Origin of the sequence: Collinsella sp. AM13-34 (assembly GCF_003473055.1) — a bacterium.
In the GTDB taxonomy this organism is placed as follows: domain Bacteria; phylum Actinomycetota; class Coriobacteriia; order Coriobacteriales; family Coriobacteriaceae; genus Collinsella.
Genome location: NZ_QRLE01000001.1, coordinates 135,006 through 159,403, shown reverse-complemented (window position 1 = coordinate 159,403; position 24,398 = coordinate 135,006). Strand labels below are relative to the sequence as shown.

Annotated in this window: 18 protein-coding genes; 9 read left to right on the top strand and 9 right to left on the bottom strand. The window is 58.6% G+C overall.

What is annotated here, in order from left to right:
• Positions 1 to 85: 85 nt before the first annotated feature.
• Together DW151_RS00695 and DW151_RS10620 are read right to left on the bottom strand one after the other, a co-directional pair.
• The gene (locus DW151_RS00695) at positions 86 to 4,453 is read right to left on the bottom strand and encodes a carboxypeptidase-like regulatory domain-containing protein (protein WP_118333989.1); all 4,368 of its coding nucleotides are present in this window, start codon (positions 4,451 to 4,453) and stop codon (positions 86 to 88) included.
• Positions 4,454 to 4,608: 155 nt separating this feature from the next.
• Positions 4,609 to 5,613 (bottom strand): helix-turn-helix transcriptional regulator, encoded by a 1,005-nt coding sequence (locus DW151_RS10620; RefSeq protein WP_199407955.1) that lies wholly within the window; start codon positions 5,611 to 5,613, stop codon positions 4,609 to 4,611.
• 297 nt (positions 5,614 to 5,910) lie between these two features.
• On the opposite strand from DW151_RS10620, the gene guaA reads away from it, so the two are divergent.
• On the top strand, positions 5,911 to 6,891 hold the full coding sequence (guaA, locus tag DW151_RS00685) for a glutamine-hydrolyzing GMP synthase (RefSeq protein ID WP_082435590.1): 981 nt from the start codon (positions 5,911 to 5,913) through the stop codon (positions 6,889 to 6,891).
• 116 nt (positions 6,892 to 7,007) lie between these two features.
• Here the strand turns inward: guaA and DW151_RS00680 are convergent, their stop codons facing one another.
• Positions 7,008 to 8,156, bottom strand: coding sequence for a cell wall metabolism sensor histidine kinase WalK (locus tag DW151_RS00680; RefSeq protein WP_117645855.1), 1,149 nt, complete (start codon positions 8,154 to 8,156; stop codon positions 7,008 to 7,010).
• Entirely contained in the window at positions 8,153 to 8,827 is a 675-nt protein-coding gene (locus DW151_RS00675; protein WP_117645853.1) for a response regulator transcription factor, read from the bottom strand. Before DW151_RS00675 ends, DW151_RS00680 begins: the two co-directional genes overlap by 4 nt.
• Positions 8,828 to 8,916: 89 nt before the next feature.
• On the opposite strand from DW151_RS00675, the gene DW151_RS00670 reads away from it, so the two are divergent.
• The 5 genes from DW151_RS00670 (at position 8,917) to DW151_RS00650 (ending at position 16,359) form a co-directional block, all read left to right on the top strand.
• Entirely contained in the window at positions 8,917 to 9,063 is a 147-nt protein-coding gene (locus DW151_RS00670) for a CD1871A family CXXC motif-containing protein (RefSeq protein WP_197032205.1), read from the top strand.
• Positions 9,056 to 9,967: a 4Fe-4S binding protein gene (locus tag DW151_RS00665; RefSeq protein ID WP_233543266.1), complete on the top strand. Its 912-nt coding sequence runs from the start codon at positions 9,056 to 9,058 to the stop codon at positions 9,965 to 9,967. Before DW151_RS00670 ends, DW151_RS00665 begins: the two co-directional genes overlap by 8 nt.
• Before the next feature lie 35 nt (positions 9,968 to 10,002).
• Positions 10,003 to 10,965 (top strand): redoxin domain-containing protein, encoded by a 963-nt coding sequence (locus tag DW151_RS00660; RefSeq protein WP_118333986.1) that lies wholly within the window; start codon positions 10,003 to 10,005, stop codon positions 10,963 to 10,965.
• Positions 10,966 to 11,191: 226 nt separating this feature from the next.
• Entirely contained in the window at positions 11,192 to 12,883 is a 1,692-nt protein-coding gene (locus tag DW151_RS00655) for an FAD-dependent oxidoreductase (RefSeq protein ID WP_117743321.1), read from the top strand.
• A 221-nt stretch (positions 12,884 to 13,104) separates the two neighbouring features.
• Positions 13,105 to 16,359 carry an ABC transporter ATP-binding protein/permease gene (locus tag DW151_RS00650; protein ID WP_118333984.1) on the top strand — a complete coding sequence of 1,085 codons (3,255 nt, stop codon included), beginning with the start codon at positions 13,105 to 13,107 and terminating at the stop codon, positions 16,357 to 16,359.
• A 43-nt stretch (positions 16,360 to 16,402) separates the two neighbouring features.
• Here the strand turns inward: DW151_RS00650 and DW151_RS00645 are convergent, their stop codons facing one another.
• Positions 16,403 to 17,536, bottom strand: a complete 1,134-nt coding sequence (locus tag DW151_RS00645; RefSeq protein WP_117799875.1) for a hypothetical protein — start codon at positions 17,534 to 17,536, stop codon at positions 16,403 to 16,405.
• Positions 17,537 to 17,794: 258 nt separating this feature from the next.
• On the opposite strand from DW151_RS00645, the gene DW151_RS00640 reads away from it, so the two are divergent.
• On the top strand, positions 17,795 to 18,748 hold the full coding sequence (locus DW151_RS00640) for a tRNA-dihydrouridine synthase (protein ID WP_117799876.1): 954 nt from the start codon (positions 17,795 to 17,797) through the stop codon (positions 18,746 to 18,748).
• 131 nt (positions 18,749 to 18,879) lie between these two features.
• Here the strand turns inward: DW151_RS00640 and DW151_RS00635 are convergent, their stop codons facing one another.
• The 4 genes from DW151_RS00635 to DW151_RS10530 all read right to left on the bottom strand — a co-directional run bounded on the left by DW151_RS00635 (position 18,880) and on the right by DW151_RS10530 (position 22,176).
• Complete coding sequence (locus DW151_RS00635) at positions 18,880 to 19,146, bottom strand: ribbon-helix-helix protein, CopG family (RefSeq protein ID WP_055252530.1); 267 nt, start codon at positions 19,144 to 19,146, stop codon at positions 18,880 to 18,882.
• A gap of 332 nt (positions 19,147 to 19,478) precedes the next feature.
• Positions 19,479 to 20,765, bottom strand: coding sequence for a hypothetical protein (locus tag DW151_RS00625; RefSeq protein ID WP_118333983.1), 1,287 nt, complete (start codon positions 20,763 to 20,765; stop codon positions 19,479 to 19,481).
• A 285-nt stretch (positions 20,766 to 21,050) separates the two neighbouring features.
• Positions 21,051 to 21,296: a glutaredoxin gene (locus tag DW151_RS00620; RefSeq protein ID WP_118333981.1), complete on the bottom strand. Its 246-nt coding sequence runs from the start codon at positions 21,294 to 21,296 to the stop codon at positions 21,051 to 21,053.
• Positions 21,297 to 21,348: 52 nt separating this feature from the next.
• The gene (locus DW151_RS10530) at positions 21,349 to 22,176 is read right to left on the bottom strand and encodes a TipAS antibiotic-recognition domain-containing protein (RefSeq protein WP_117757265.1); all 828 of its coding nucleotides are present in this window, start codon (positions 22,174 to 22,176) and stop codon (positions 21,349 to 21,351) included.
• Between the two features lie 140 nt (positions 22,177 to 22,316).
• Between DW151_RS10530 and DW151_RS00610 the strand changes: the two genes are divergently transcribed.
• Both DW151_RS00610 and DW151_RS00605 read left to right on the top strand, forming a co-directional pair.
• Complete coding sequence (locus DW151_RS00610; RefSeq protein ID WP_233505724.1) at positions 22,317 to 23,054, top strand: tRNA (N6-threonylcarbamoyladenosine(37)-N6)-methyltransferase TrmO; 738 nt, start codon at positions 22,317 to 22,319, stop codon at positions 23,052 to 23,054.
• A 112-nt stretch (positions 23,055 to 23,166) separates the two neighbouring features.
• Entirely contained in the window at positions 23,167 to 24,378 is a 1,212-nt protein-coding gene (locus DW151_RS00605) for a MalY/PatB family protein (protein WP_118333979.1), read from the top strand.
• Positions 24,379 to 24,398 lie beyond the last annotated feature (20 nt).

The window sequence follows — 24,398 nt, the reverse complement described above, 5'->3', positions numbered from 1 at the left end:
TACCCTAAGAGCAAACCACCCCTTTTAGGGGTGGTTTTGATGTTCGATGAGCCGATTCAGCGTCTCTCACAAAAGTAAGTAGGAGCTAGCGAGGCCTATCCAAATTGACCTCATTGGCGGTGTCGGTCTCGACCGCCGTGCGGCGGGCGCTGTAGGCGACGAGGCCGGCGCCTGCCGCGGCGAGTGCTGCGGCGGCTGCTGTAAGGGGGACGTTGACATCGCCCGTGCCCGCAAGCGCGCCCGCTTTCCCGGAGCGCTTGTTATTGCCGTGGTCCTTGCCACTGCCGGAGCTGCTTCCGCCGGAGCCGCCGCCCTTGTCAGTACCGCCGCCACTCGAGCCACCATCGCCGTCTGCCGTCATCGGGGCGTCGTGAAGTCCTGTCGCATCCGCGCTATCGCATACGCCGACCTGAACTTCTGAGCGTTCGCATGCCGCGCCGGGCACATGAAGCTCGTGCAGTACGGCACCCAGCGCCGAGTTCGCGCCTGGTCGAATTTCCCCGAGCGTTACGGGATCGAGCGCCACCAGATCACGCGCTTTCGCATACAGCGTTACGCGTTTGCCCACTTCGTCGCTCCAACTTTCGGGGATGGCGAAGCTCATGCGGAACTGTGCCGTGCAGCCTGGTGCCAGCACGGCGTTTCCATTGTCGGCAACCAGCGGGTGCGTCGCAAAACGTGCGCCCAGCGCCTCGAGCGCGTGCTTCACGTGTGCCATGTCGTTGGCCGAAGCGTCCTCGGCAAGCTCTGGATCGTAGATCGAAGCCATGCGCGCGTTCGCTCCGAATCCAATGGATGCGCTGGAGAACGGCTGGCTGGAGCCCTCTCGGTACAGATCGATCGTGCCGGCGGTCAGCAAGGTGTTGCCGTCGTTTCGAACCGTGACCATGAAGGATTCGCCTGCTGCTCCGGGCACCACCGCGCCCGAGGTAGCGACCGCGCCCGTCGGAGTGGCACATGCCACCAAAGGCACTTCGATGCCGTGCAGCTCTGCCTTGCTCTGCTCGGCACTCACAATGTGCGTGGCGAGCGCGGAGAGCATGCCTCCCGACGTCAAAAATGTCGTTATCTGATCGACGGGATGGTCCAGCTCGCACATTACGAACGGCTCCGTGAAAAGATCGCCTGCCAAGGTGCTGGCGAAGATGCGGAAGTGCTTGCCCATCACTGCTACCGGGTTGCCTTCTTCGTCGTAGGTTTGTCCCACCTTGCCGTCGGTGTTCTCTACATAGAGTACACACCTGCCGTTGTTGCTTACGCTAAACGATGCCGGGCCACAGCCTGCGGCACCCACGGGCTGCGTTGCAAATGCCGATGCGCCTCGCGTCCAAGTAATATGCTGCAGTTGCTCGTTGACGGTGGCCAAAAAGCCCGAATGTTGTGGCCACGGCACCGCACGGGGTACCGTGGCGTCTGGTGACATAACGCCCCAGCCCGCAATGGACTGGCCGATCACGGCGTACGATGCGCAGCCGCAACCGTCTGCGGTCTCGTACGCAACGGGCACCACCATTTTGCCGTTGATATTTTCGGGCTCGCCCAGCTCGATACTCGACGGTGCTTGCGGAAAGCGGAGAACTTGGCGGAACGTCAGGCTGTCGCCCGAAACGTCCGACCACAGGGTAAAGCACTCCAGCGCAACCTCAGCCTCGCTGCCGAGTGCCTTTTCTGCGGTGGTTCCGCGGCGGTGGAGGTAGGCACCCGACAGGCGCCCGTCGACCAGCGTCTTGCCCACCGTGATACGCGGGCACTGCAGGCAATGGTAGCCATCCTCTTGCAGGCGGCCGCGCGAGATGCTGCGCCATGACGTATGCGACACCACGCGGGTCTCGTCATTACTTATGCGCAGGCGCACGACGGACAGTATGCCGGCTGTGCTTGCCGTATCGAAAAGGGTGTTGTCGCCGTCGGGGCGCTCGCCCGAGACCAGCAGCACGTAGGCGTCCTGGTTTCCCCTCTCGTCCGTATATTCCACCACGTCGAAGTCGTAATCGTATATGCCGTCGCGCTCCACGTCGCCCTCGCCAAACCCAAGGGGGAAGTCCACGGGCGTGGGGGCGGACCACGTGCCGTTTGCCCTTGTGTGCACCACCAGGCGCGAGCGGCCATTGTCGCCGTAGCACACCGAGGCGATACGGAACAGGCATTCTACGCCGGCAATCATTGCCAGCTTCATGTGGGCTTCGCTGAGCACGCCGGAAAACAGCACGTTGTCGCTCGAGGGTTTTATGCCGCCACGCTCGTCCTCCGACACGCCGGCAGAATTGGCGTTGGGGTCCGCAACGGCGTTCGTCGCCTGCCCGATATAGGTGTACTTATACATTGGCGCGGCGTTTTCGTCGTTCTCTATCAGTGCATGGACGAAATGCTCGATCTGTCCCGTGTCGTCGCTTTCTGCATCCGCCTCGAGCTCAATGCGCGTGACCGCTTGATCCCAATCGCGCACGACAGGCGCGGCGTTTACGGCAGTGGCCTTAACCTCGGCGCGTGCGAGCAGCTCGGCGTTAGTGACGATGGTGGCCGATGCGATAAATTGCGGCACACCACCTGTCTCGGCGTTGCCGGGCGTGCCGAAGCAGGCATCCAACGTATAAGGCGTATTTCCACCCAATGCCAGCTCAGAGCGCTGGAGCACATACTGATCGCCATTGTTCACCGACAAATTCCACGAATCGAGGAGTGTGGGCCACGATCCCGACCAAGCTTTGGTGGTCCACTTGAACATGACGAACTGGAGTATCACATCGACATCGACGTCCGCACCTACGCGCAGTCGCGGAAGCTGGTGTCCATCCGCCTTCTCGTACCCAATGAACAACGTGAGGGACGCGGCGCCGCGCACGGCAGACGAGGCGACGCCTGCAACGCCGGCGCCAAAAGTGACGGCAAGCCCGATCTGGATGGTGAACGAGCCCGACGTGTTTGACCAATCGAGCGAAATGTTTTTAAAAAACGCCGCGCCGCTACCGTGCGTGTGGGCGCCCACCGCGAGCGCCAGTTTTGCCAGCACCCAGGGGTTGACGTTTAGGAAAAACGGCACCGGTCCCAAGGTGAACTGTTCGGTCCAGTTGAGGTCGGTTCTTACCTGGAAGAGGGCCTTAATATTGCCGTATGCGGGGTCGTTGTTGTCACCCCAGGTTTTGCCCACCCAATCGTAGGCGAGCGAGCCGTACAGCTGTGTGGCGATATCCATTGTGAACAGCAGCGTGCAATGGTGGCGAAGGAGCTTGGTGTTTCTTGGGTCGGTGCCCGAACCGGCACTCATGCTCTTGTACTGATTCCACTTCCCCTCCATCTCGTCGAGGTAGCGGTTTGCCTGCTTGGCACCCGACTCGCGCGGTGATTTCTTCCAGTATTCCGGATCAGGATTGCCCGAATCGTTCATATAGCTGGCTGGTTTGTATCCTCCGCCAAACAGCACGTATCCAGCAAACGAGAAATCGAAGAGGATCGGAAATGTGGGTATCCAGCACGTGAACTTATTGCCGCCGATGCCGGGAAACGCCGCGGGGAAATCAAACGGAGTGATCTCTTGGTCCATGGTGGTGGGAATGATGGTGGTCGAGCCCGATTCCGCCTTTGCGGCCGGCGCGGTAACAACGGCCATAGGGGATGAAAGCGTGTAGGTTTTGCCCTGATAGTCGAGGACAAAGCGCAGTTTGCACCCTTCTTCCAGAAGGCCCGATGCCGCGTCGAGAAACATGTCTTCGAGTGTGAACGTCGCCAGATTATCCGCGCCCGATGCGCTGGCCTTGATCTGACCGATCTGCGTGACGGTTTCGGGTGAGCTGCCCGCGGCAGACGTCACTTTGTTGATGCGCAGCGTTGCCTGTCCGCCCTGTGGCAGATGTGCCTGAACGGTAAAGGCGTGCGTATCGGGCTGCTCGTTTGCCGTGTCGTCTTTCGGCAATGCCATAAACGTGGCTTCAGCGTACTGGATGTCCCATTCGTCGAATGTGAGCTGGCGGAAGTACGGCTCGCCGTCGGAAAGCGGACGCGTGGGCGCGGTTATGGCGGTGCCGCCCTGAATGCGCGCAAGGGGAATCTCGACATCACGGTAGCCCGCCATACTAATGGAGATGCCGCCGTTAAAGTCGTACGCGTCAAGGAGCGTTGCCTCGTCCACGTAGCCTTCCGAAAGCGGCGCGACCTCAAAGATGGCCGTGCCTTCGTCGTCGGTCGTGGCGGTGAGCTGCTTGCCTGCGGCATAGCGTGATGTGAGCGTGACCTGGGCACCTGCGATGGGCGCATTCTTGTTGGCGACGTCGACCACGACCACACCAAACATGGTGCGCGAGAGAACGAGCACCTTAAAGGGACCTTCTTCGTCGGCATAGGCCGCGGTGGGCGCGAACGGCAGCAGGAAGGCATTTTCGCTTCCCGGCATGCGAGGCAACATAATGCTCGCTAGCGAGGACGCTCCGGCAACAAGTAACGAACGGCGATCAAGCATCTTGGACTCCCATCCCGCAAATATCGGTGGAAATAATCCAATTTTGCGAGAAGGCGCTTCGTGGCGGTAGTGCCGTTCGATGGCCAAAATGTCCAAATTGATCGAGCGAAGCGCCGGGTTCCGGAACGCGTTCGATGCGCTTGGCGGCCCGGTCGCTAACGCAACATATGCGCGACCAGCTCGGCGCGTGTGCCGATGCCAAGCTTTGCGTATACGCCGGATAGGCGGTTTTTGACGGTGCCCGGCGATACTCCCATATGGCGTGCGATTTCGGCGTTGGTCCATCCGCGGCAGGCGAGCATGGCCATGGTGAACTCTGTGGTCGTTAAATCGTCGGCAACGTCCTCGCCCGAATCGGGGTTGTGGATGCGCCGCCAGCCGTAGCTGAAGCGGTACGTGATCTCGATGATGCGCGCGAAATCGTCAGGGTATTGCGTTTTTAGGCACGCCTCGATGAGCCCCTGTAAAAGGCCGTGGTGCTCGCCGATGAGCTCGATGAGGCCGTCGGGGCGCGCAATGTCCCAAGCGGCGCCAAAATGCGCTTTTGCGGCGTCGACGTCTTTGATACTCATGTATGCCATGGAAGCTGCCAGGTGCAGGAACAGTTCCGAGATGGGATAGCTTCCCTGTTTCATAATTAGGGCGTTTTCCGCCATGCCCAGACTGCGGCCATATTCGCCGCGCAGGTACAGGGCATGCGCCATCACGTAGCTGGCGAACAAGCGCAGGCCTTCGGGCAGATGCGCCGCAAGCGGATAAAACTCTTCGGCAGAATACGGGGAAGGCAAGTGCAGCAGGACGCTCGCGGCCGAGGCGAACAGGATATGCGTGGCGTGGACGGCGGGCGATTCCTCGTCAGTTGGCGTATCGAGGATGCCCGCAAGGCACCGGCGGGCGTCGGCGATACGGTTGAGCGACAGACTGGCGTATCCGCAGATAAAGCATGCGGAATAGCGCAGTGCGGGATCGGTGGCGTCAAGATAGGGGCGCGCCGTCTTGGCAGCAAGGGTGGCCTGTCCGCGAAAGTACAGCGCTTCTGCCGTGGCAATGGCGCGCGAATCGGGGTCGGAAATGCCTGCAACCGCAGCGTCCATCTGCCCCGGCACAAAGGCAGTGCACATCAACGGCATGGGAACGCATGGGTAGCCATCGCAGTCCATCTTCCATCTCCCAACAGCTGGCAACAATAGCAGCAATTGTACTCCTGTTGCTCGGGACTTGAATTTGTGGGTATCGCCTACGATTGTGCCGAACGTATAAAGGAAGAGTCTATTGGCGATGCTCCCAAGGTGGCTACCGAAGCCTAGCTGACCTCGACATTAGGAAAAAATACCACCCCTGTAAAAAGCTCTGTCGCAGCGATGGGAAACGCATCTCGTTCTGCATATAATGAGGTCATGTGACGGTGCGTTTGCATACGTGTAACGCATTCCCATCGAACCGAAAAGGAGCTCTGCATGGATCCCAACAAGCGTCCCGACGACATGGTGCGTATCACCACTCCCGAACTTGCCCAGGCGTTCATCGAAGAGCAGGTCGCTGCAATCCGCGAGCAGATCGGCGACAAGAAGGTCCTGCTGGCCCTTTCGGGCGGCGTTGACAGCTCCGTTGTCGCGGCCCTGCTCATCAAGGCCATCGGCAAGCAACTCATCTGCGTGCACGTGAACCACGGCCTGATGCGCAAGGGCGAGAGCGAGCAGGTCGTCGACGTCTTCAAGAACCAGATGGACGCCAACCTGGTCTATGTTGACGCGACTGATCGCTTCCTGGATAAGCTCGTGGACGTCGAGGAGCCCGAGGCCAAGCGTAAGATTATCGGCGCCGAGTTCATTCGCGTGTTCGAGGAGGAGGCCCGCAAGGTTGGCGACGAGGTTAGCTTCCTCGCCCAGGGCACCATCTATCCCGACATCCTGGAGTCCCAGGATGGCGTGAAGGCTCACCACAACGTGGGCGGCCTGCCCGATGACCTGCAGTTTGAGCTCTGCGAGCCCGTCAAGCTGCTGTACAAGGACGAGGTGCGCGTCGTGGGCCGCGAGCTCGGCCTGCCCGAGAACATGGTTGAGCGTCAGCCGTTCCCCGGTCCTGGCTTGGGCGTCCGCTGCCTTGGCGCCATCACCCGCGACCGTCTTGAGGCGCTGCGCGAGGCCGATGCCATCGTGCGCGAAGAGATCGACAAGGCCGGCCTGACCATCTGGCAGTACTTTGCCGTAGTGCCCGATTTCCGCGCTACCGGTGTGCGCGAGGGCAAGCGCGCCTACGACTGGCCCTGCATTATTCGCTGCATCAACACCGTCGACGTCATGACTGCCGAGGTGCCCGAGCTCGACTGGGCGCTGCTCAAGCGCATTACCGCTCGCGTGACCGCCGAGGTCCCCGGTATTTGCCGCGTTTGCTACGACCTCACGCCGAAGCCCGTCGGCACGGTCGAGTGGGAGTAAGCTAACTCAGCTGGTAGGCGACGAGAACTAGCAGATGTGACAAAGGGACAGTCCCTTTGTCACATCCTCGATATTATGTGCGGGATGGTACGCCACGCGGCGTGCCATCCCGTTCGTTATTTTAATGAGCCGAGTGCGCGAGTGGGAAGAGTCACGAGCATGGTCGTTCCGCGCTCCGAGCTCTCTTCGACCTCGATGGAGCCGCCGTGGAGCGCGGCAATCTCCCAGACCAGCGCAAGTCCCAGCCCCACGCCGCCGTATGCCCTGCTGCGCGATTTGTCGACGCGAAAGAAGGGCTGAAAGATGCTCGTCTGGTATTGCTCGGGAATGCCCGGCCCCTGGTCGCGCACGCGTAGCAGCACACGGTCGCCTTCGGCGCAGGCGTTGATTTGCACGGTCGAGTTGGGCGCGCTGTAACGTATGGCGTTTTCGGCCAAGTTGAACAGCAGCCGATAGATTAGCGTATCGCTGCCGATCGTTTGCGCGTCGCCCTCACTTGCGAGCGCGATGCCCTTTTGCTCGGCAAGGGGCGCCAGGTCCGTGAGTACTTCTTCGATCATCGGCGCCAGGTCAATCGCATCGTTGCAAGGGACACTGCGCAGCTCGCTCATCTCGAGCAGGGTCTTTGTCATGTGCGTCATCCGCTCGGTCTGCTCCTGCAGCAGCCCGAGCAGGCTCGCTGTATCGGCGTCGGCGTCGGGGTGCTCGGCGCAAAAAAGCTCAACCTGGGCCTGCATGAGCGCAAGTGGCGTGCGCAGCTCGTGCGCCGCATTGCCCGTAAACTGTCTTTGTGCGGAAAATCCCTCGTCAAGGCGGGCAATCATGTCGTTAAACGACGCGCTGCAGCGCCTGAGTTCAGAGGGCACGTCCTCGCTGATTTTTGTGTCAGCGAGGTTGTCGGGCCGCACGCTCTCGACTTGCGTCGCAAAGAAGCGCAGCGGTCGCAGTGCGCGCCCGCTTACAAAGTAGGCCAGCACGCCGCCGAGCAGCGTCACCGCCGCAGTTATATACCAGCTCGTCGCGCCAAACGATTCTTGGGCGTCGTTCACGACGATGGTCAGCGCGTCGTCGAGCTCTTTGTTTGTCGGGTCAAATGAGCTGGGCGAGGCCGCCTCCACCTTGCTGTGCGCCGATAGTTCATTGCCGATCGAGTCCATGTAGCGCATGCCGGAGTAGCCAACCAGGCAATTCATAAGTACGCAGGTTGAACATATCAGCAGTGCCGTCATCAACGTGATGCGCCACTGCAGCGACAGCCGCTTCATTTGCCGTCCTCCATAACGTAGCCTTCGCCGATTCGGTTGCGGATGGGGTCGTGCCCCAACGCACCGCGCAGCTTTTTTCGCAGCGACGAGATATGCACGCGGGTCGCGTTGCTAAAGCTGTTGACGCTGCTGTCCCATACATGCTCGATAAGCTCTTCCTGGCTCACCGGCCGCCCCTGGTTAAGCATCAGGTATTCCAAGATGCCGGTCTCCTTGCGCGTGAGGGATAGGGTCTCGCCGCCCACGGAGGCGAGGCGCGCCTTGGTGTCAAAGCTCAACAATCCACAGGTTAGAACAACGTCGTTTTGCGTAAAGCGCCTGAGCGTGAGACTGCGTATGCGTGCCGCCAGCTCGTCAAGATGGAACGGCTTGGTGAGGTAGTCGTTGGCGCCCGCATCGAGCCCCGCTACCTTGTCGGAGACCTCGCCACGTGCCGAGAGCACAAGCACCTTGGTCTCACAATCAGTTGTCCTGAGTTGCCTGAGCACGGTCATGCCGTCGACATGGGGGAGATTGAGGTCGAGCACGACAAGATCAAAGGTCTCGACATCGAGTAGATCGAGGGCCTGCTGCCCGTCGTAGCAGCAGTCGACGCTATAGGCCAAGTTGCGCAGGCTGCGTGCGATCGCATCGCACAGCGCCCGCTCGTCCTCGACGACCAAGATGCGCATAACGTTCTCCTTGCATAGTCATTCACGCTTAACACGGATTTTATAGTCGGTATGGTCCAATGGGTCGCGAAACGAAAGGAGTGGTCAGATTGTTCAAAGCGATTAAGCCTGTGGCGCAGGTGGCTTTGCTGATCGTTGGGGTAGCCATGGTGTGCTTTGGCGTTATGCGCGGCGAGGCAGATGCCGTGCTGGCCAAGGCAATCAGGCTGTGCTTGGAGTGTATCGGAATTGGATAAAAGAAAAAACACTGCATCGCATCTTTTGGCGAGATTCCGCGGATTGATTCAGGCGGCGGCGACGCTTGCGACCAATATGCACCTGCCTAACTTTGCCAAGGGCGGTATCTACCAGGGAGCCGGCAAAGCCGTCTGCGTGCCGGGGCTTAACTGCTACTCGTGTCCAGCGGCCTCGGGTGCGTGCCCCATCGGGTCGTTTCAGTCGGTGGTGGGATCGTCTAAGTTCAGCTTTTCGTATTACGTCACCGGAACGCTCATTCTAATCGGCGTGCTACTGGGACGTTTTGTATGCGGCTTTTTGTGTCCGTTTGGATGGCTGCAAGAGCTTCTGCATAAGATTCCCAGCAAAAAGCTCTCCACGAAAAAGCTCAAGCCGCTCACGTACATCAAGTATGCCGTGCTACTGTTTGCCGTGGTGCTGCTGCCCGTCTTGGTGGTTAACGATGTGGGTATGGGCGACCCGTTCTTTTGCAAGTACATCTGCCCGCAGGGTGTGCTCGAGGGCGCGATTCCGCTGTCCATCATGAATACGGGAATCCGCTCCGCGCTGGGAAAGCTCTTTTCCTGGAAGCTCGCGATCCTCATTGCGGTTGCGGTGCTGAGCGTGCTGTTCTACCGCCCCTTCTGTAAATGGATTTGCCCCCTCGGCGCATTTTATGCGCTCATGAACAAGGTGTCTTTGCTGGGGATCCAGGTTGACCAGTGCAAATGCGTCTCGTGCGGCAAGTGCGCCAAGGTGTGTCAAATGGACGTGGACGTTACGCGTACGCCCAACCATGCCGAGTGCATTCGTTGCGGCAAATGCGTGGGCGCGTGCCCCGTCGATGCTATTAGCTTTCGCTATGGGCTGGGTGTGACGGGCGACAAACCCGCGCAGTCCACGCAAGCCTGCGAAAACAAATAGGTACCTATATAAGTTTCGATATAAACGGAGGAACCATGAAACTGTCAAAAATTGCGGCTCTGTTGATGCTGCCCGTGCTGGCGTTGACTCTCGCGGCGTGCTCTGCCCCCAAGGGCGACGCGAAGGATGCTACGAGCGGCGATGCGCAGATTGCCGAGCTCATAGCGCAAAAGCCGTCAAGTGCCGAGGAGGCGGCCGAGCTGTATCAGCAGCTGCTGCAAAAGGAAAATGAGATCTTTGCGAGCGATAACGCCCTATGGGAAAAGGTGTTCCTTGCGGCCAACAAAGACACCCCCATGATTGAGGACGGCAAGAACTACGGTGACTTCTTGCTCGATACCATCGAGGGCGCCAAGGATCAGTTTGCGGCTGACGAGCTTAAGACGCTTAAGGCCGGCGCGCAGCAGGTCAAGGAGATCGAGGACAAGCTCATGGCGCTGGAGAAGGAGTTCCCCGGATGTGGCAGCACGCCCGGCGAGGGGGAGAGCGTTGATGCCTCGACCGCGGGTATGACCAACGGCGAGAGCGGGGAGACGAAGTTCCCCAGCTTTAAGGGCAAGGACTTGGACGGCAACGATGTAAACAGCGACGAGCTGTTCTCCAAGAACAAGGTCACCGTCATGAACTTCTGGTTTACCACCTGCAAGCCGTGCGTGGGAGAGCTGGGCGATCTGGAGAAGCTCAACAAGGAGCTTGCCGAGAAGGGCGGCCAGGTCGTGGGCGTTAATTCCTTTACGCTCGATGGCAACAAAGACGAGGTGGGCGATGCCAAGGACGTGCTTTCCAAGAAGGGCGTGACGTATAAAAACATCTGGTTTAAGTCGGACAGCGAGGCCGGAAAGTTCACCTCCAACCTGTACTCGTTCCCGACCACCTACGTGATCGACCAGAACGGCAACATCGTGGGAGAGCCGATCATGGGCGGTATCAACTCTGCTGAGCAGCGCGAGGCGCTCAACAAACTGATCGATCAGGCACTCGCGAAGAGCGAACAGTAAGTCCGTGGGACAGACAACTGAAGGGGAGTCGCTGGAAACAGCGACTCTTTTTTCTGCTTCGGGGTAGCATCATGGGTATACGTCGAAAGGGCACGCAGCTTTTCGTGCATTGCCTGAGCGGTGCGCGAAGCAACCAAGCTGTGAGTTTTCTTAAGCGTTCTGGGTATGGCAATGTCAAGAATATCGGCGGCATAAGCGGCTACACGGGAAAGGTGGTGCGTTAGCTATGAAGGTGGTTATCGTTGGAGGCGTCGCGGGCGGCGCATCGGCGGCGGCACGTTTGCGCAGACTCGACGAGCAGGCCCAAATTGTCATCTTTGAGCGCACGGGTTTTGTATCGTATGCCAACTGTGGGCTTCCGTACTACATTGGCGGCGTGATAGAAGAAGAGAGCGCATTGACGCTGCAGTCTCCCAAGGGCTTTTGGGATCGCTTTCGCATTGCGGTCAAGACGAGTCACGAGGTGTTTGCCATCCATCCCGATTCGCATACGGTCGAGGTTCGCAATATGCTGACGGGCGAGGAATTTGTCGAGACGTATGACAAGCTCATCCTGTCGCCGGGTGCAAAGCCGATCCGCCCTGCGTTGCCGGGCATCGACTCGGATAAAATCTTTAGCCTACGCACCGTTGAGGACACGCTGCGTATTCACAGCTATGTTCGAGAGCGGCGACCGAGCAGTGCCGTCGTGATCGGCGGTGGCTTCATTGGCGTCGAGACGGCGGAGAATCTGTGTGAGCTGGGGCTCCAGGTGACCCTTCTGCAGCGTCCCGTCCAGCTTATGAACAACCTGGATTACGACATGGCGACCCTTTTGCATACCGAGGTGCGTGAGCACGGTATCGATCTGCGCCTCAAGGCCGATGTGACAGGTTTTGAGGAAGTTGATGGCCGCGTTGTCACCCATGTTGCGGGCGATGACCCTATCGGAGCCGATATGGTGCTGCTTGCCATTGGCGTGGCACCTGAGAGCCATCTGGCGCAAGAGGCGGGGCTCGAACTGGGCATCAAGGGGGCTATTGTGGTCAACGACCGCATGGAGACCTCTGCTGCCGACGTGTATGCCGTGGGCGATGCCGTGCAGGTCACGCATCAGGTGACCGGCGAGGACGCGGTCATTTCGCTCGCCGGCCCCGCCAACAAGCAGGGGCGTGTCGTCGCCGATGTCATAGCCGGCATGGACAGCTGCTACCTCGGATCGTTGGGCTCATCGGTTATCAAGGTATTCGACTTGACGGCGGCAAGCACGGGACTATCCGAAAAGGCGGCACACGCGGCGGGAATTGACTGCGACAGCGTGGTCCTGTCGCCCGGTTCGCATGCGGGTTATTATCCGGGTGCAACGCCCATGACCATGAAGGTTGTCTTCGAGAAGCAGGGATTGCGCCTGCTGGGTGCGCAAATCGTGGGCATCGATGGTGTGGACAAGCGTATCGACGTTCTGGCGACTGCCATCCAGGCAGGCATGCGCGGCGATAGGCTTAAGGATTTGGACCTAGCATACGCGCCGCCGTATTCATCGGCGAAGGATCCCGTCAATATGGCGGGCTTTATGATCGAGAACCTCAATCGCGGCATACTGGCGCAGTGGCATTGGGAGGATGAGCCCAACTTGCCACGCGATGGCAGCGTGCAGCTGCTCGATGTTCGTACGGAAGGGGAGTATGAGCGCGGGCATATCGATGGTTTCGTAAACATTCCCGTCGATGATCTGCGCAATCGCCTGGGCGAGCTCGACCGGGCCAAGCCGGTTTACGTGATTTGCCAGAGCGGCATTCGCAGCTACATTGCTTGCCGCATTTTGGCGCAGCATGGCTTTGAGTGCTTTAACTTCTCGGGCGGCTATCGCTTCTTTGCAGCCGTGACTGAGGCTCGCCGCGGCAGCGCTAACGTTATGCCGTGCGGGCTCGAAAAGTAGCGCGCATTGGAATGTGACAAAGTGACAGCCTCTTTGTCGCATCGGGGATGTTATATGCGGGATGGTGCGCCATGCGGCGTGCTGTCCCGTTCGTTTTTTGGCGCGATTCGTTACATTCCTCACTGGTATCGGCCAAAAATGAGGATAGAGTAGGACAAACGCGCCGAACGTGAACGGCGGGGGAGCGGGCGAGCGCGCCCGCGCGAGAGAGGTTGCCGTCCATGCTGGATCTCAGAGATATTTGCAAAAGGTACGTTACGCAGTCGTTTACGCAGGTAGCGCTCGACAGCGTAAGCCTGTCTTTTCGCGATAACGAGTTCGTAGCCATTCTGGGTCCCTCGGGTTCGGGTAAAACTACGATGCTCAACGTCATCGGTGGACTCGATCATTTCGATTCGGGCGATCTGCTGATCGACGGCATCTCGACCAAGGACTTCAACGATCGCGATTGGGATGCCTACCGCAACAACCGCATCGGCTTTGTGTTCCAGAGCTATAACCTCATTCCGCATCAGAGCATTTTGGAAAACGTGGAGTTGGCGCTTACGCTCACGGGCGTGGGGCATGCCGAGCGCCGCCAACGTGCGCGCAAGGCGCTCGAGGCAGTCGGTCTGGGCGAGCACGTTGACAAGCGCCCGAGCCAGCTTTCGGGCGGGCAGATGCAGCGCGTGGCCATCGCCCGCGCCCTGATTAACGACCCCGAGATCGTGCTGGCAGACGAGCCGACCGGCGCCCTAGACTCAACGACATCCGTGCAGGTCATGGATTTGCTCAAGGACGTTGCGCGCGACCGTCTGGTCATTATGGTCACGCACAATCCCGAGCTGGCGTACCAGTACGCCACGCGCATCGTCAACCTGGCGGACGGCAAGATCACCGACGATTCCGACCCCTTTGATGTTGCCAAGGCCGCGCGCCGCGAGGCCAAGCCTACGCGCAAAACCTCGATGAGCTTTGTGACGGCGCTGGGGCTTTCTGCCCGAAACCTTATGACCAAAAAGGGCCGTACGGCCATGACTGCCTTTGCGGGCTCGATTGGCATTATCGGCATTGCGGCGATCCTGGCACTCTCCAATGGCGTAAACGGCTACATCAAAAAGGTTGAGGAGGACACGCTCTCGAGCTACCCACTCACCATTTCCAAGCAGGATTACGACCTGTCGTCCATGATGGGCGGGCATGGGGCTGCCGATGAGGAGGTATCCAAGGGCGAGGGCTCGTCCGATGGCGCCGCCGGTGGCAAGGCTCAGGGGACCGATAAGATCCCGGTGGTCACGGCCGTAAAGGACATGTTTGCGAGCGTTAAATCTAACGATATGACGAGCTTTAAGGCATGGCTCGATGCCGGTGGCGACGGCATCGATAAAGAGGTCAACGCCATTCAGTACGGCTACGGCGTGACGCCGGTTGTCTATCGTGCCGGCAAGGGCGATGAGAAGCCTGTCCGGCTGGTGCCCAACGCCATGACCGAGGCCATGAGCGGAGGCGCGAGCTCGGCGGCAACGGTGAGCATGGAATCCATGGGAACCTCGGTCTTTAACGAGATGATCAACGACCAGAGTCTGCTCGACAGCCAGTACGATGTCGTTGCCGGCCATTGGCCTACGTCTGCCAACGAGGCCGTGATGGTGCTTTCGAGCCGCGGAACAGTGGGCGACTACACGCTCTACAGTATCGGCGCGCTGGATATCGATGAGCTCAACGACCTGGTTAACAGTGCCATGACGGCCGACGGCAAGGTCAAGACGCCCAAGACCGGCAGCGACTTTACCTACGACGATGCACTGTCCACGACGTTTAAGGTGTTGTCGCCGGCCGATGCCTATCGCAAAAACGAAGAGACCGGCATGTGGACTGACATGTCTGGCGACGCCGACTTTATGAAAGCCAAGGTTGCCGACGGTATTGACGTGCGCATTGTGGGCGTGGTGCGACCCAACGAGACGGCAAACGCGAGCGCATTGTCCCCGGGCATTGTCTATACGCATGCGCTGACTCGCCAGCTTATGGAGCGTGCTGCCGATTCGCAGATTGTGCAGGAGCAGCTTGCCCACCCCGAGACGGATGTCTTTACGGGCAAAAGCTTCGACGAGCTGCAGGGCGAAGCCAAGCAGGGCGTGGATTTGGGCAGTATGTTCAGCGTAGACGAGGCGGCACTGAAGAGCGCGTTCTCACTCGATACGTCTGCGCTCTCGGGCGCGGCAGGTGGCATGGACCTTTCTGGTCTCGATTTGTCCGGGTTGGACATTGACCTTTCGGGTGTTGGGCGAGACATCGATTTCAGCGACATCATGGCCAAGGCGCCGGTCCCGGATTTCTCGGGCATCTTTGACGGTCTGGAACTCACACCCGAGCAAATGCAGCAGGTGGGAGCGCTAGCCAACCAGCTGTTTGAGGGCTTTATGCGCTCTGATCAGTTTAAGGCGCTGTCGCCCGAAGATCTTAAGGACGCGTCAAAGCTCGCTGCCGCATTCTCAGCGTACCTTGAGAATGATGTCGCAGCCCAGCAATACCTGGCTCAGCTCAGGGCGCTCGGCGGCGATGCCCTGGCCGAGCGTCTGCAGCAGGTGATGGGCGACTATGTGCAAAAGCAGCTGGCTCCGTATTTGCAGCAGTCTATGGATCAGGTGATGAAGGCGGTCAGCGAGCAGATTGCGACGACGGTATCAACCCAGCTCAAGGCGGGTGCGGCAGGGCTCATGGACCAAATGGCGACGCAGATGTCTTCGAGTTTTGCCAACTTGGCGAGCGCCATGCGCGTGGATGCGAACGCCTTTGCTCGCGCTATCCACTTTAACATGGACGCTGAGGACCTGAGTTCGCTCATGATGAGCTATGCCAAGGCGTCGAAGCTCACCTACGACAACAACCTGACCACACTGGGCTATGCGGACGAGGCCGACCCCATCTCGGTCAAGATTTTCCCGCGCGACTTTGAGGCCAAGGAGCGCGTGCTTGAACACATCGATGCGTACAACAAGCAGGTCAAAGCCGCCGGCCACGACGAACAGGCCATCTCGTACACCGACTACATGGGCATCATCATGGGCTCGGTGACCGACATCGTGAACACCATCAGCTTGGTGCTCATCGCATTCGTGAGCATCAGTCTGGTGGTGAGCTCCATCATGATCGGCATCATCACCTACATCAGCGTGCTGGAGCGCAAAAAGGAGATCGGTATCCTGCGCGCGATCGGCGCGTCGAAGCGCAACGTGGCCAACGTGTTCAATGCCGAAACCTTTATCGAGGGTCTCATTGCCGGCGTCTTTGCCGTTACCGTCGTGGTGCTCGTAAGCTTTCCTGTTAATGCTTGGGCGCTTGCTGCCAAGCAGGTCCCCAACCTGATGAGCCTGCCCGTGCAGGATGCGTTGATACTCATTGCGATATCGGTGCTGCTGACGGTCGTCGCCGGCCTACTGCCGGCCCGCAGCGCATCTAAGAAAGACCCCGTAGAAGCCCTACGCTCCGAATAATGTGACAAAGGGACAGCCCCTTTGTCACATTTCTCTCCTGCGCCTAGCTTGTTTTGCCCATCAGCGTGATGCGGATGGCTGGATGGGTATACTCGTCAAACTCGTCCTCGGGTTCCGTATCAAACGAGTAATACGCTTTGACGGGGCCGTCGCTCGTCCTGATAGAGATTCTCTCGTAGAGCGAGCCGTTCAAAAAAGCCTGCCTAAACTCTTCAGGGAGCTTCTGCGGTGCTAGGAGCTCGGGACTTGCGGTCTTGACGTCTATGGTTTGGACGACAGAGGAAAGCTCGTCAAGGTCGAGCTCGATACGGGCGAGATTGTCCTCGAGGTTCGCATCGGGGTCGACCTCTGCCGCGTAGCTCACTTCCGCGAGCGTTCCCTTGTTGTCAAAATCCAGGTACGTATAGGTCTTTTGGGCATCGGAGTCGCCGTCGTGCAGATAGCCTCGGACGTGATAGCCGTAATCTTGGTATCGCTCGTAGGGGTCATCGGCGGATACGTACTCGCATGAGGGTTCCAGCGCCTTGCGGGCGATGGCGATCTGCTCGGCTGCAGCCGCGGCGTTCTCCTGCATCTCGATGTTTCCCTGCGCCAGCTGCGGGATATAGGCGCCGCACACGATTGCGAGGGGCAGCGCCACAAGCGCGACGATCCACTTTTTTGCACGGGGGATAGGCACGCCACAGGCCTCTGCCGCGGCCTTTGCGTTGGCGAAGCTCTCGGCAAGCACATCTGCCGCGGTGGCGACGGCGCCTACGGCAGCGGCGACCTCTGCCGCGCCGCCCAGGTTGCGCGCGGTCTCGTTGTCACTGTTCCTGAGCAGGCGCGCGGCGGCCTGCGTGCCAACAACGCCTGCGATCTGTGCCGAGCGGTCTTTCTCGCTCTGCTCGACGGCGAGCCGGTACTGCATTTCCTTCCACTGCTTGCCACGCATGCCAAAGCGCGGGGCGAGAGCGCAGTAGCAGAATATAACGAGCTCGATGGCGGTGAGCACCAAGGCGGTCATCATGCCTGTCTCTTGGAAGCCTTCGTGATGGAAGACGATGTCGTCGACCATTTCGAAAGGAATGATCGATAAGGGCAGCACGAATGCCATGGCAAGCGCCGCGCCGGCAACCTTGGGGCAGATGCAGTATCGCTGGATGCGCTTGCGTTCTTGTTCGGAGAGTGCTGCCATGGCGGGTCCTTGGTGTCGTGGCGGTCGTTGTGGCGCGATGCCGTCATATGTGACTCAGTATAGAGAATCCCGCCATCGATGAGCGCATGGTCATACGGCAAAAGTGCCACGGCAGCCCTGGTTTAGAGCGGCTGCTCCTGTGCCCACGCGATGATGCCGCCCGATACGTATGTGTGCCAAAATAAACAGCCGAATGATGATTTGCAAATGTGACAAAGGGACAGTCCCTTTGTCACATTGATGTGAGAATGGATGTCGATGTATTTATCGCTGGCCCCTATGGAGGGGATTACCGGGCATGTGTTCCGTCGCGTGCACGCGGAGTGTTTTGGCGCACTCGATTGTTATTACACGCCGTTTTTGCCGCCGCCACGGGTAGGCAACCGCTTTGGCGGCAAAGCGTTTAAAGAGGTCGATCCCGCCAATAACCAGGGGCTTAACGTAGTGCCTCAGCTGATGTCCAAGAATGCGGATGAGTTTGTGTGGGCGGCGCAGGTGCTCGCCGACATGGGTTATCACGAGGTCAATCTCAACCTTGGCTGCCCCTCGGGCACGGTTGTCGCCAAGGGGAAGGGCTCGGGCTTTCTGCGCAATCTGGATGAGCTCGAGGTGTTCTTGAGCGACGTGTGCGAACGCTCGCCGTTGCCGGTGTCGGTCAAGACCAGGCTGGGATTGGAGAACGACGACGAATACGAGCGCGTGCTCGATCTGTATTGCCGCATGCCGCTGGCAGAGCTGATTGTGCACCCGCGCGTGCAAAAGGACCGCTATACGGGCTCGCCGCGCAAAGAGTTTTACGGTGAGACGCTGAAGCGGGCGCCGTTTCCGGTGGCCTATAACGGCGACATCTTTGATCTTGAGGACATGGATGCGCTGGTGGAGGCCTATCCCGGAACGCGTCACGTCATGTTGGGGCGCGGCTTGCTTGCGAACCCCGCGCTGGCTCGCATGGTTAAGGGCGGTCCTACTGCCACGGCAACTGAACTGCAGCGCTTCCACGACACGCTGTTTGCGGCCTATGCAGAAGAGATCGGCGGTAACGCGGTCTTTCGCATGAAGGAGTGGTGGTTCTACGCCAAGTGCGCCTTCGCCGATCCCGCGACCGTTCACAAACTCGTACGCAAGACCAAAAAGGTCGATGAATACCGTGCCGCTGTCGACCGTGTCTTTCGCGAGCAGCAGCTTGCGCCCATCGCCCGCTTTTGTGGCTAAATGATCCCTTGGGGACGGAGAAGAACGGATCGCCTGTGCCGGACCCATGCAAAAAACTGTACGCCAGCATCCAAGGATGTCGAATAATATCGTTTTTGGATGCTGACGTACATGTTTGGTTCGGCAGGGGACTAGGCAATCATTGCATCGAGTGTAATGAGTTCCCTGAGTCGCTCCGTGCGCGTTTGCCCATGGCGCTTTGCCTTTGCGTCAAATGCTTCAAGAACCGATTCGCCCACACGTGCCGATAAAACAACGCTTGGTTCATCGGAAATCGGCGGCCTTCCCAACTTGACGGTGTGGCCCTTCGGCCACTCATCTTTTTCGTATGCCGCTGCGGCTTTTTCTAGCTCACCGGGAGCAAACCCCATCATCTTTTCGAGCTGTTTAGCGTCCATAGCGCCTCCTATCGATCGATTCCGATTTCCCTGAGCACCTTGCGCGTAGGAGGGACAAGGGCGTGGTAAATGATGTAACCATCTCGGTCGGGGCAACATCGAGCAATGAGCTCCATGAGGCGGTTTTTTCCATCAAGTCCAACGAGAACGTAATCGATGCCTCCATTTTCAAGATCACGCCTAAACCATGCGAAAGCGGAGTTCCAAGCGCAGGTAATATCCGTCTCTGTCAGCCCATGTTTGAGGGCATGGGGGTGGATTGCGATGAGCTCCATAGGGACCTCTCTTTATGTATACAGTTTTGTAGACAAAAATACAAGCAGTTAATATGGTTAAGCAGCCTGTTTTGGTTGGACTGTTGGTTGCATAGTTGGCACGAGAGGCTCTACCGCTTCTTCATTTCTTAGTTCGGTATGCGAGCGGCCGTTGAACTCCCAGAGGGGAGTGTTCTCATAGATTATCGAGAGGAGTTTGGAGACCTTGTTTATCTTCGCTTGTTCATAAAAATCGGGCCGTACGACGATCAATAGAAATTCGGCATCTTCGTTAATTTGTTGCACTGTCGGCATGCCGTTGAGACCAATAGAGCGCAAGAGCTTTGCCATAATGAAATCGAATTCGTCCTCTCTTGCGTGAAGGCTCGCGGCACTCAGCTTGGAATCCTTCAAGATATCCAGTTTGAGATTGTTAAGAAACCGTGTGTAGGTGGCATATCCGCAGACAACGTCCTCATAATCGAGTTTTTTGATTGGATGCTGTTTATGAGCAGCGAATATGGCCGCCCTCCTGCTCTGAACACGTCGCTCGCGTAACGAACGCATTTCCTCGGTGTACTCGCTATGGCGTTTATATTTTCGATAAGAATATCCGTAGTCGTCGTAGTAATAAGGGTTGTTTTCGACTGTGTCATCAAGTTCCGGCGTTATGAGGTACAGCTCTCCGTCTCTGGATAACATACAGGGGTTGTCGATGCGCCCCGACTCGTCTCTGATTTTCCAAATGGTTTCATTTACTTCGAATATCGAGACTGGTTTGGGAGCGCAAGAATTGTAAAGCTCAACAAACTTCTCAAGCGAGATGATTCCGCAAGCATCTGTATAAGCGCGTGCAAAGCGCCAAACTTCCTGGTTCGCTATGAGCTCGCGGAATTCCCTGTTGCTTGGAGCATCTTGTGGGCTTTGGTATCTGGCGTGAAGCGCGACGCGTGATGAGGACCATCTGTTGTCGGCCGCGACGTTCATGAGCTCCAGACGCAGGTACTCGTTTGTAATGCGAGCGAGTGACTCATAGTGAGTTAGGCCAAGCTCTGATCTAGGTGGCACGTCTTTGGGAACGGCGCGAGCGAACTTAATGCAGCGTGTGAGATAGGATTGTCCTAAGCGGGGACCATAATGCTTGTGTAGATGGCCGCCGACAGGGGAGAGCAATCCTTTGAGGTTGGTAACGGGGTATCCGGCGGTCTCTTGTTCGAGGCGGCGCCCGATGAGCAATGCCCCCTCAAGCGAAGTTTCATGATCGATACCCTTTTGATTAAGGCTCTTGGCTTCAACGATTCCGCTGATATCTGAGCAGGCGCTCGAAACGATGTCGGACGTAAAGGTTGGAATCTTTTTTGCCATAACGATGCACTCCTGTGTGACTCACGGATAACGGAAACGTTTGGTTGTGAGTGCCGTTCTTTGATGGCGACGGCGAACAGGAGCGCAGCCTGTCTGAGATGGGCGAGTGCGGTAACCACCGATCTTACTTACCGAGCTCGCTCCAGCGTGTCATTGGGGACCTCCGCAGGAGCTCTCGACTCGTCTCATGCCTTGAGGCGAGTATAGCATAAAAGCAAACGTATGTTCTATAAATTTGAGAAGCTGAATTCCTACCTACTCATTTAAGTACGTCCCCAATGAGTGCTAGAGGAGGTTTTTCTGTGTCCAGGTGATGATGTCGCTCGACTCGTAGAGCGGTTTGCCGTCAATGAACAGGCAGGGAACCTGGCGTTTTCCGCCGACGGCGATGAGCGTCTGCTCGGCATCGGGGTCAGTCGAGATATTGCGTTCGGGAATGGTCACGCCGTTATCGGCCAAAAAGCGCTTGACCTTTATGCAATACGGGCAGCCAGTCATAACGTAGAGCGCGAGTTCATGATCAGTAGCCATGGTGTCTCCAATCGGTTGCGGTTTTGATTGAAATACCCAAAGCCGCCGCAATCTATGCGCGGGCCAGCGACGACTCGATGGCCTGTACCAGAAACGCCGTAGCTCCGGTGCCGCAGGGCTTGTCGTAGTAGTCAACAAAGCGCTGATCGGCAAGATAGCCGTGGGCGAGGCCCAGGTATGCTTCGTCTTGGGGTTCGTGTCCCCAGTTAAGGCCAATCCATCGACGGTGCATTGCGACAAGCTTGCGCGCCTCGCTTCCATCCGGTTCGCCGTCGCCCATGGCGATCGAGAGCTGGCCCAGAATAGCGCGTTCAAGTTCCTTCATGTCGTTCCATGTCTCGGGGTCCATGTCCAGCAGTGCCTCGTTTGCTGCATCGACGGCCTCGTCGCCATAGCGCGCCCGCGCCTCGGCACCGTAGCGCTCCTCGTTTTCCTGCACGGTGCGCCAGCGCTCCAATTGCGGCAGCACGGCGCCCATGAGAGAGACGGCTTCGTCGAGCGACATACCGGTGTTTTGTGCCAGGCGCGGGGCGCAATCCTCAATCATGGCCTCCATCGTGGTCTCGTAGGTGTACTTGCCGTGGTCGTAGCACCACTTGCAGTAATGGTCGGTCGTTGCGCCGTGAGCATCGGTGCCGCAGTCGTCGGGCGTGAGTATCATGCCGCAGCTCTGGCAATAGTGCTCGGGCATTTCGAGCAGGTGGGACAGCGGTTCTCCGGTTATGGCGGCAATGAGCTTCATCATGTCGATGCCCGGCGTGACTTCGCCGCGTTCCCAACGGCTGACGGCTTGGCGTGTGACGAAGAGCTTGGCGGCGAGTTGCTCTTGGGTGAGATTGTTGTCGCGGCGGATGGCGATGAGCTTTTCTGCAAAGGCCATGACGGCTCCTTTCTGCTGTTTGTTGCTTTAAGCATACGCGGCGGCCGGCACCCTTCCAAGCAACCGTTGGTTGCACGACGGGGACCGCGGCGAAGAATTGCGCGCAACACCCCACGCCTCCATGCCGTACAATGACCGGCATGGAACCTATTGCACACATACATACCGACCTGCCGCAGAAGTTCGGCATCCCACGCAACAGCTTTTTGGCGCCCCATCTGCAGGGACGCATCGTCTTTGAGCCGGAATTTGCCTCCAACGCTGCAGTTGAGGGTCTGGACTCCTTCTCTCACCTATGGCTGCTCTGGCGCTTCGAAAACGGAACGCCCGGCGGCACGGCTAAGGACATAGCCGCCGATGCCAAAACGCAGGACAGGTCCGGCACCAACGCAAAATGGTCGAAAACCGTGCGCCCACCGCGTCTGGGTGGAGCCGAACGCGTGGGCGTGTTTGCCACGCGCAGTCCGTTTCGCCCTAATCCCATCGGGCTCACCTGCGTCAAGCTTGATCGTGTCGAGCTCACCGACGATGGTCCCATCATCCATGTGCTGGGGGCCGACCTGCGCGACGGTACGCCCATCTACGACATTAAGCCTTACATTCCGTTTGCGGACTGTCACCCGGATGCGACGGGCGGCTGGATTGAGGACGCGCCATGGCAAGAGCTCGATGTCGAGCTCCCGCAAGCGCTGCGGGACATGGTCCCGGACACAAAGCTCCCCGGCTTGATCGAGGTGCTCCGCCAAGATCCGCGCCGTGCGGGCAGCAAACACGAGCCAAACCGCGTTTACCATTTGGCTTACGCTGGGCTTGACATATCGTTTACGGTCGACGGAACCAGGTTGACGATAACCGCCATCAACGACGCGCGAGACTAACCAGCCATTCGTCCGCACCCGTCAAATTAAGCGCCAAACTCCGCTCCAAAACCGCCCACGCTGGTGGACAATAACGCCTACCGAAACAATCCGCTTTGCACGGGAGCTCAGCATGAAATACGACTTTACCTCGCTTATCGACCGCCACGGTATGGACGCCATCGCCGTTGACTCCTGGGGAGAAATTCCCGACATGGCTCCGAACGCACCCGACGAGGGCTTCGACCGCATCCCCATGTGGGTGGCGGATATGAGTTTTGCCACGGTGCCCACGGTTCAGGAACACATCATTCAGCGCGCCCAGCATCCCATGTTTGGCTATTTCAATCCGCGTGACGAGTACTTCGACCGCATCATCGAATGGCAAAGCCGTCGCAACGGCGTTGAGGGCTTGGCGCCGGAGCATATCGGCTACGAAAACGGCGTGCTGGGCGGTGTCGTGTCGACGCTGCGCGCATATGTCCAGCCGGGCGATGCGGTACTGGTCCACAGTCCCACCTACATCGGCTTTACCAAGTCTATCGAAGCCGCGGGCTATCGCATTGTCCACAGCCCGCTTAAGCTCGACGATCGGGGCGTGTGGCGCATGGACTTTGAGGACATGGAGCGAAAGCTCGCCCAAAACCACATCCATGCCGCGGTGTTCTGCTCGCCGCACAATCCCTGCGGCCGCGTATGGGGGCGCGACGAGATCGAACGTGCCATGGACATCTATCGCCAGCACGATTGCGTGGTGATCTCGGATGAGATTTGGTCCGATATCATCCTGCCGGGTCACAAGCATATCCCGACGCAGTCGGTGAGCGAGGATGCCCGCATGCGCACGGTTGCCCTCTATGCGCCCAGCAAGACGTTTAACCTGGCGGGCCTGGTCGGCAGCTACCACATCATCTATAACGAGACGCTGCGCGACCGCGTGTGCGCCGTGTCCAACAAGACGCACTACAACGAGATGAACGTCCTCTCCATGCATGCGCTTATCGGTGCCTACCAGCCGCAAGGCTACGAGTGGGTTGATGAGCTCAATGAGGTCATCGAGGGCAACGTCGACTACTTCTGCAATTACGTGGACAAGCATTTTGCGGGCGTGTCCTATTCGCGTCCGCAGGGCACCTACATGGTGTTTCTGGACTGCACCGAGTGGTGCCGCGAGCATGGCCGCGATATTCAGTGGCTGCTCGACGAGGGCGCTCGTGTGGGCGTGGGGTATCAGGACGGCCGCCCGTTCCACGGGCCCTGCCACATTCGCGTGAATCTGGCACTGCCCCTTTCGCGGGTAAAGGAGGCGTGTGAGCGCCTGGACCGCTACGTTTTTGGGGTATAGGGGGGCGCTCGATTCGAGTG

Coding starts and splice junctions, on each gene's coding strand:
- DW151_RS00695 (WP_118333989.1), bottom strand. CDS start 4,453: ATGCTTGATCGCCGTTCGTTACTTGTTGCCGGAGCGTCCTCGCTAGCG.
- DW151_RS10620 (WP_199407955.1), bottom strand. CDS start 5,613: ATGGACTGCGATGGCTACCCATGCGTTCCCATGCCGTTGATGTGCACT.
- guaA (WP_082435590.1), top strand. CDS start 5,911: ATGGATCCCAACAAGCGTCCCGACGACATGGTGCGTATCACCACTCCC.
- DW151_RS00680 (WP_117645855.1), bottom strand. CDS start 8,156: ATGAAGCGGCTGTCGCTGCAGTGGCGCATCACGTTGATGACGGCACTG.
- DW151_RS00675 (WP_117645853.1), bottom strand. CDS start 8,827: ATGCGCATCTTGGTCGTCGAGGACGAGCGGGCGCTGTGCGATGCGATC.
- DW151_RS00660 (WP_118333986.1), top strand. CDS start 10,003: ATGAAACTGTCAAAAATTGCGGCTCTGTTGATGCTGCCCGTGCTGGCG.
- DW151_RS00655 (WP_117743321.1), top strand. CDS start 11,192: ATGAAGGTGGTTATCGTTGGAGGCGTCGCGGGCGGCGCATCGGCGGCG.
- DW151_RS00650 (WP_118333984.1), top strand. CDS start 13,105: ATGCTGGATCTCAGAGATATTTGCAAAAGGTACGTTACGCAGTCGTTT.
- DW151_RS00645 (WP_117799875.1), bottom strand. CDS start 17,536: ATGGCAGCACTCTCCGAACAAGAACGCAAGCGCATCCAGCGATACTGC.
- DW151_RS00640 (WP_117799876.1), top strand. CDS start 17,795: ATGTATTTATCGCTGGCCCCTATGGAGGGGATTACCGGGCATGTGTTC.
- DW151_RS00635 (WP_055252530.1), bottom strand. CDS start 19,146: ATGGACGCTAAACAGCTCGAAAAGATGATGGGGTTTGCTCCCGGTGAG.
- DW151_RS00625 (WP_118333983.1), bottom strand. CDS start 20,765: ATGGCAAAAAAGATTCCAACCTTTACGTCCGACATCGTTTCGAGCGCC.
- DW151_RS00620 (WP_118333981.1), bottom strand. CDS start 21,296: ATGGCTACTGATCATGAACTCGCGCTCTACGTTATGACTGGCTGCCCG.
- DW151_RS10530 (WP_117757265.1), bottom strand. CDS start 22,176: ATGGCCTTTGCAGAAAAGCTCATCGCCATCCGCCGCGACAACAATCTC.
- DW151_RS00610 (WP_233505724.1), top strand. CDS start 22,317: ATGGAACCTATTGCACACATACATACCGACCTGCCGCAGAAGTTCGGC.
- DW151_RS00605 (WP_118333979.1), top strand. CDS start 23,167: ATGAAATACGACTTTACCTCGCTTATCGACCGCCACGGTATGGACGCC.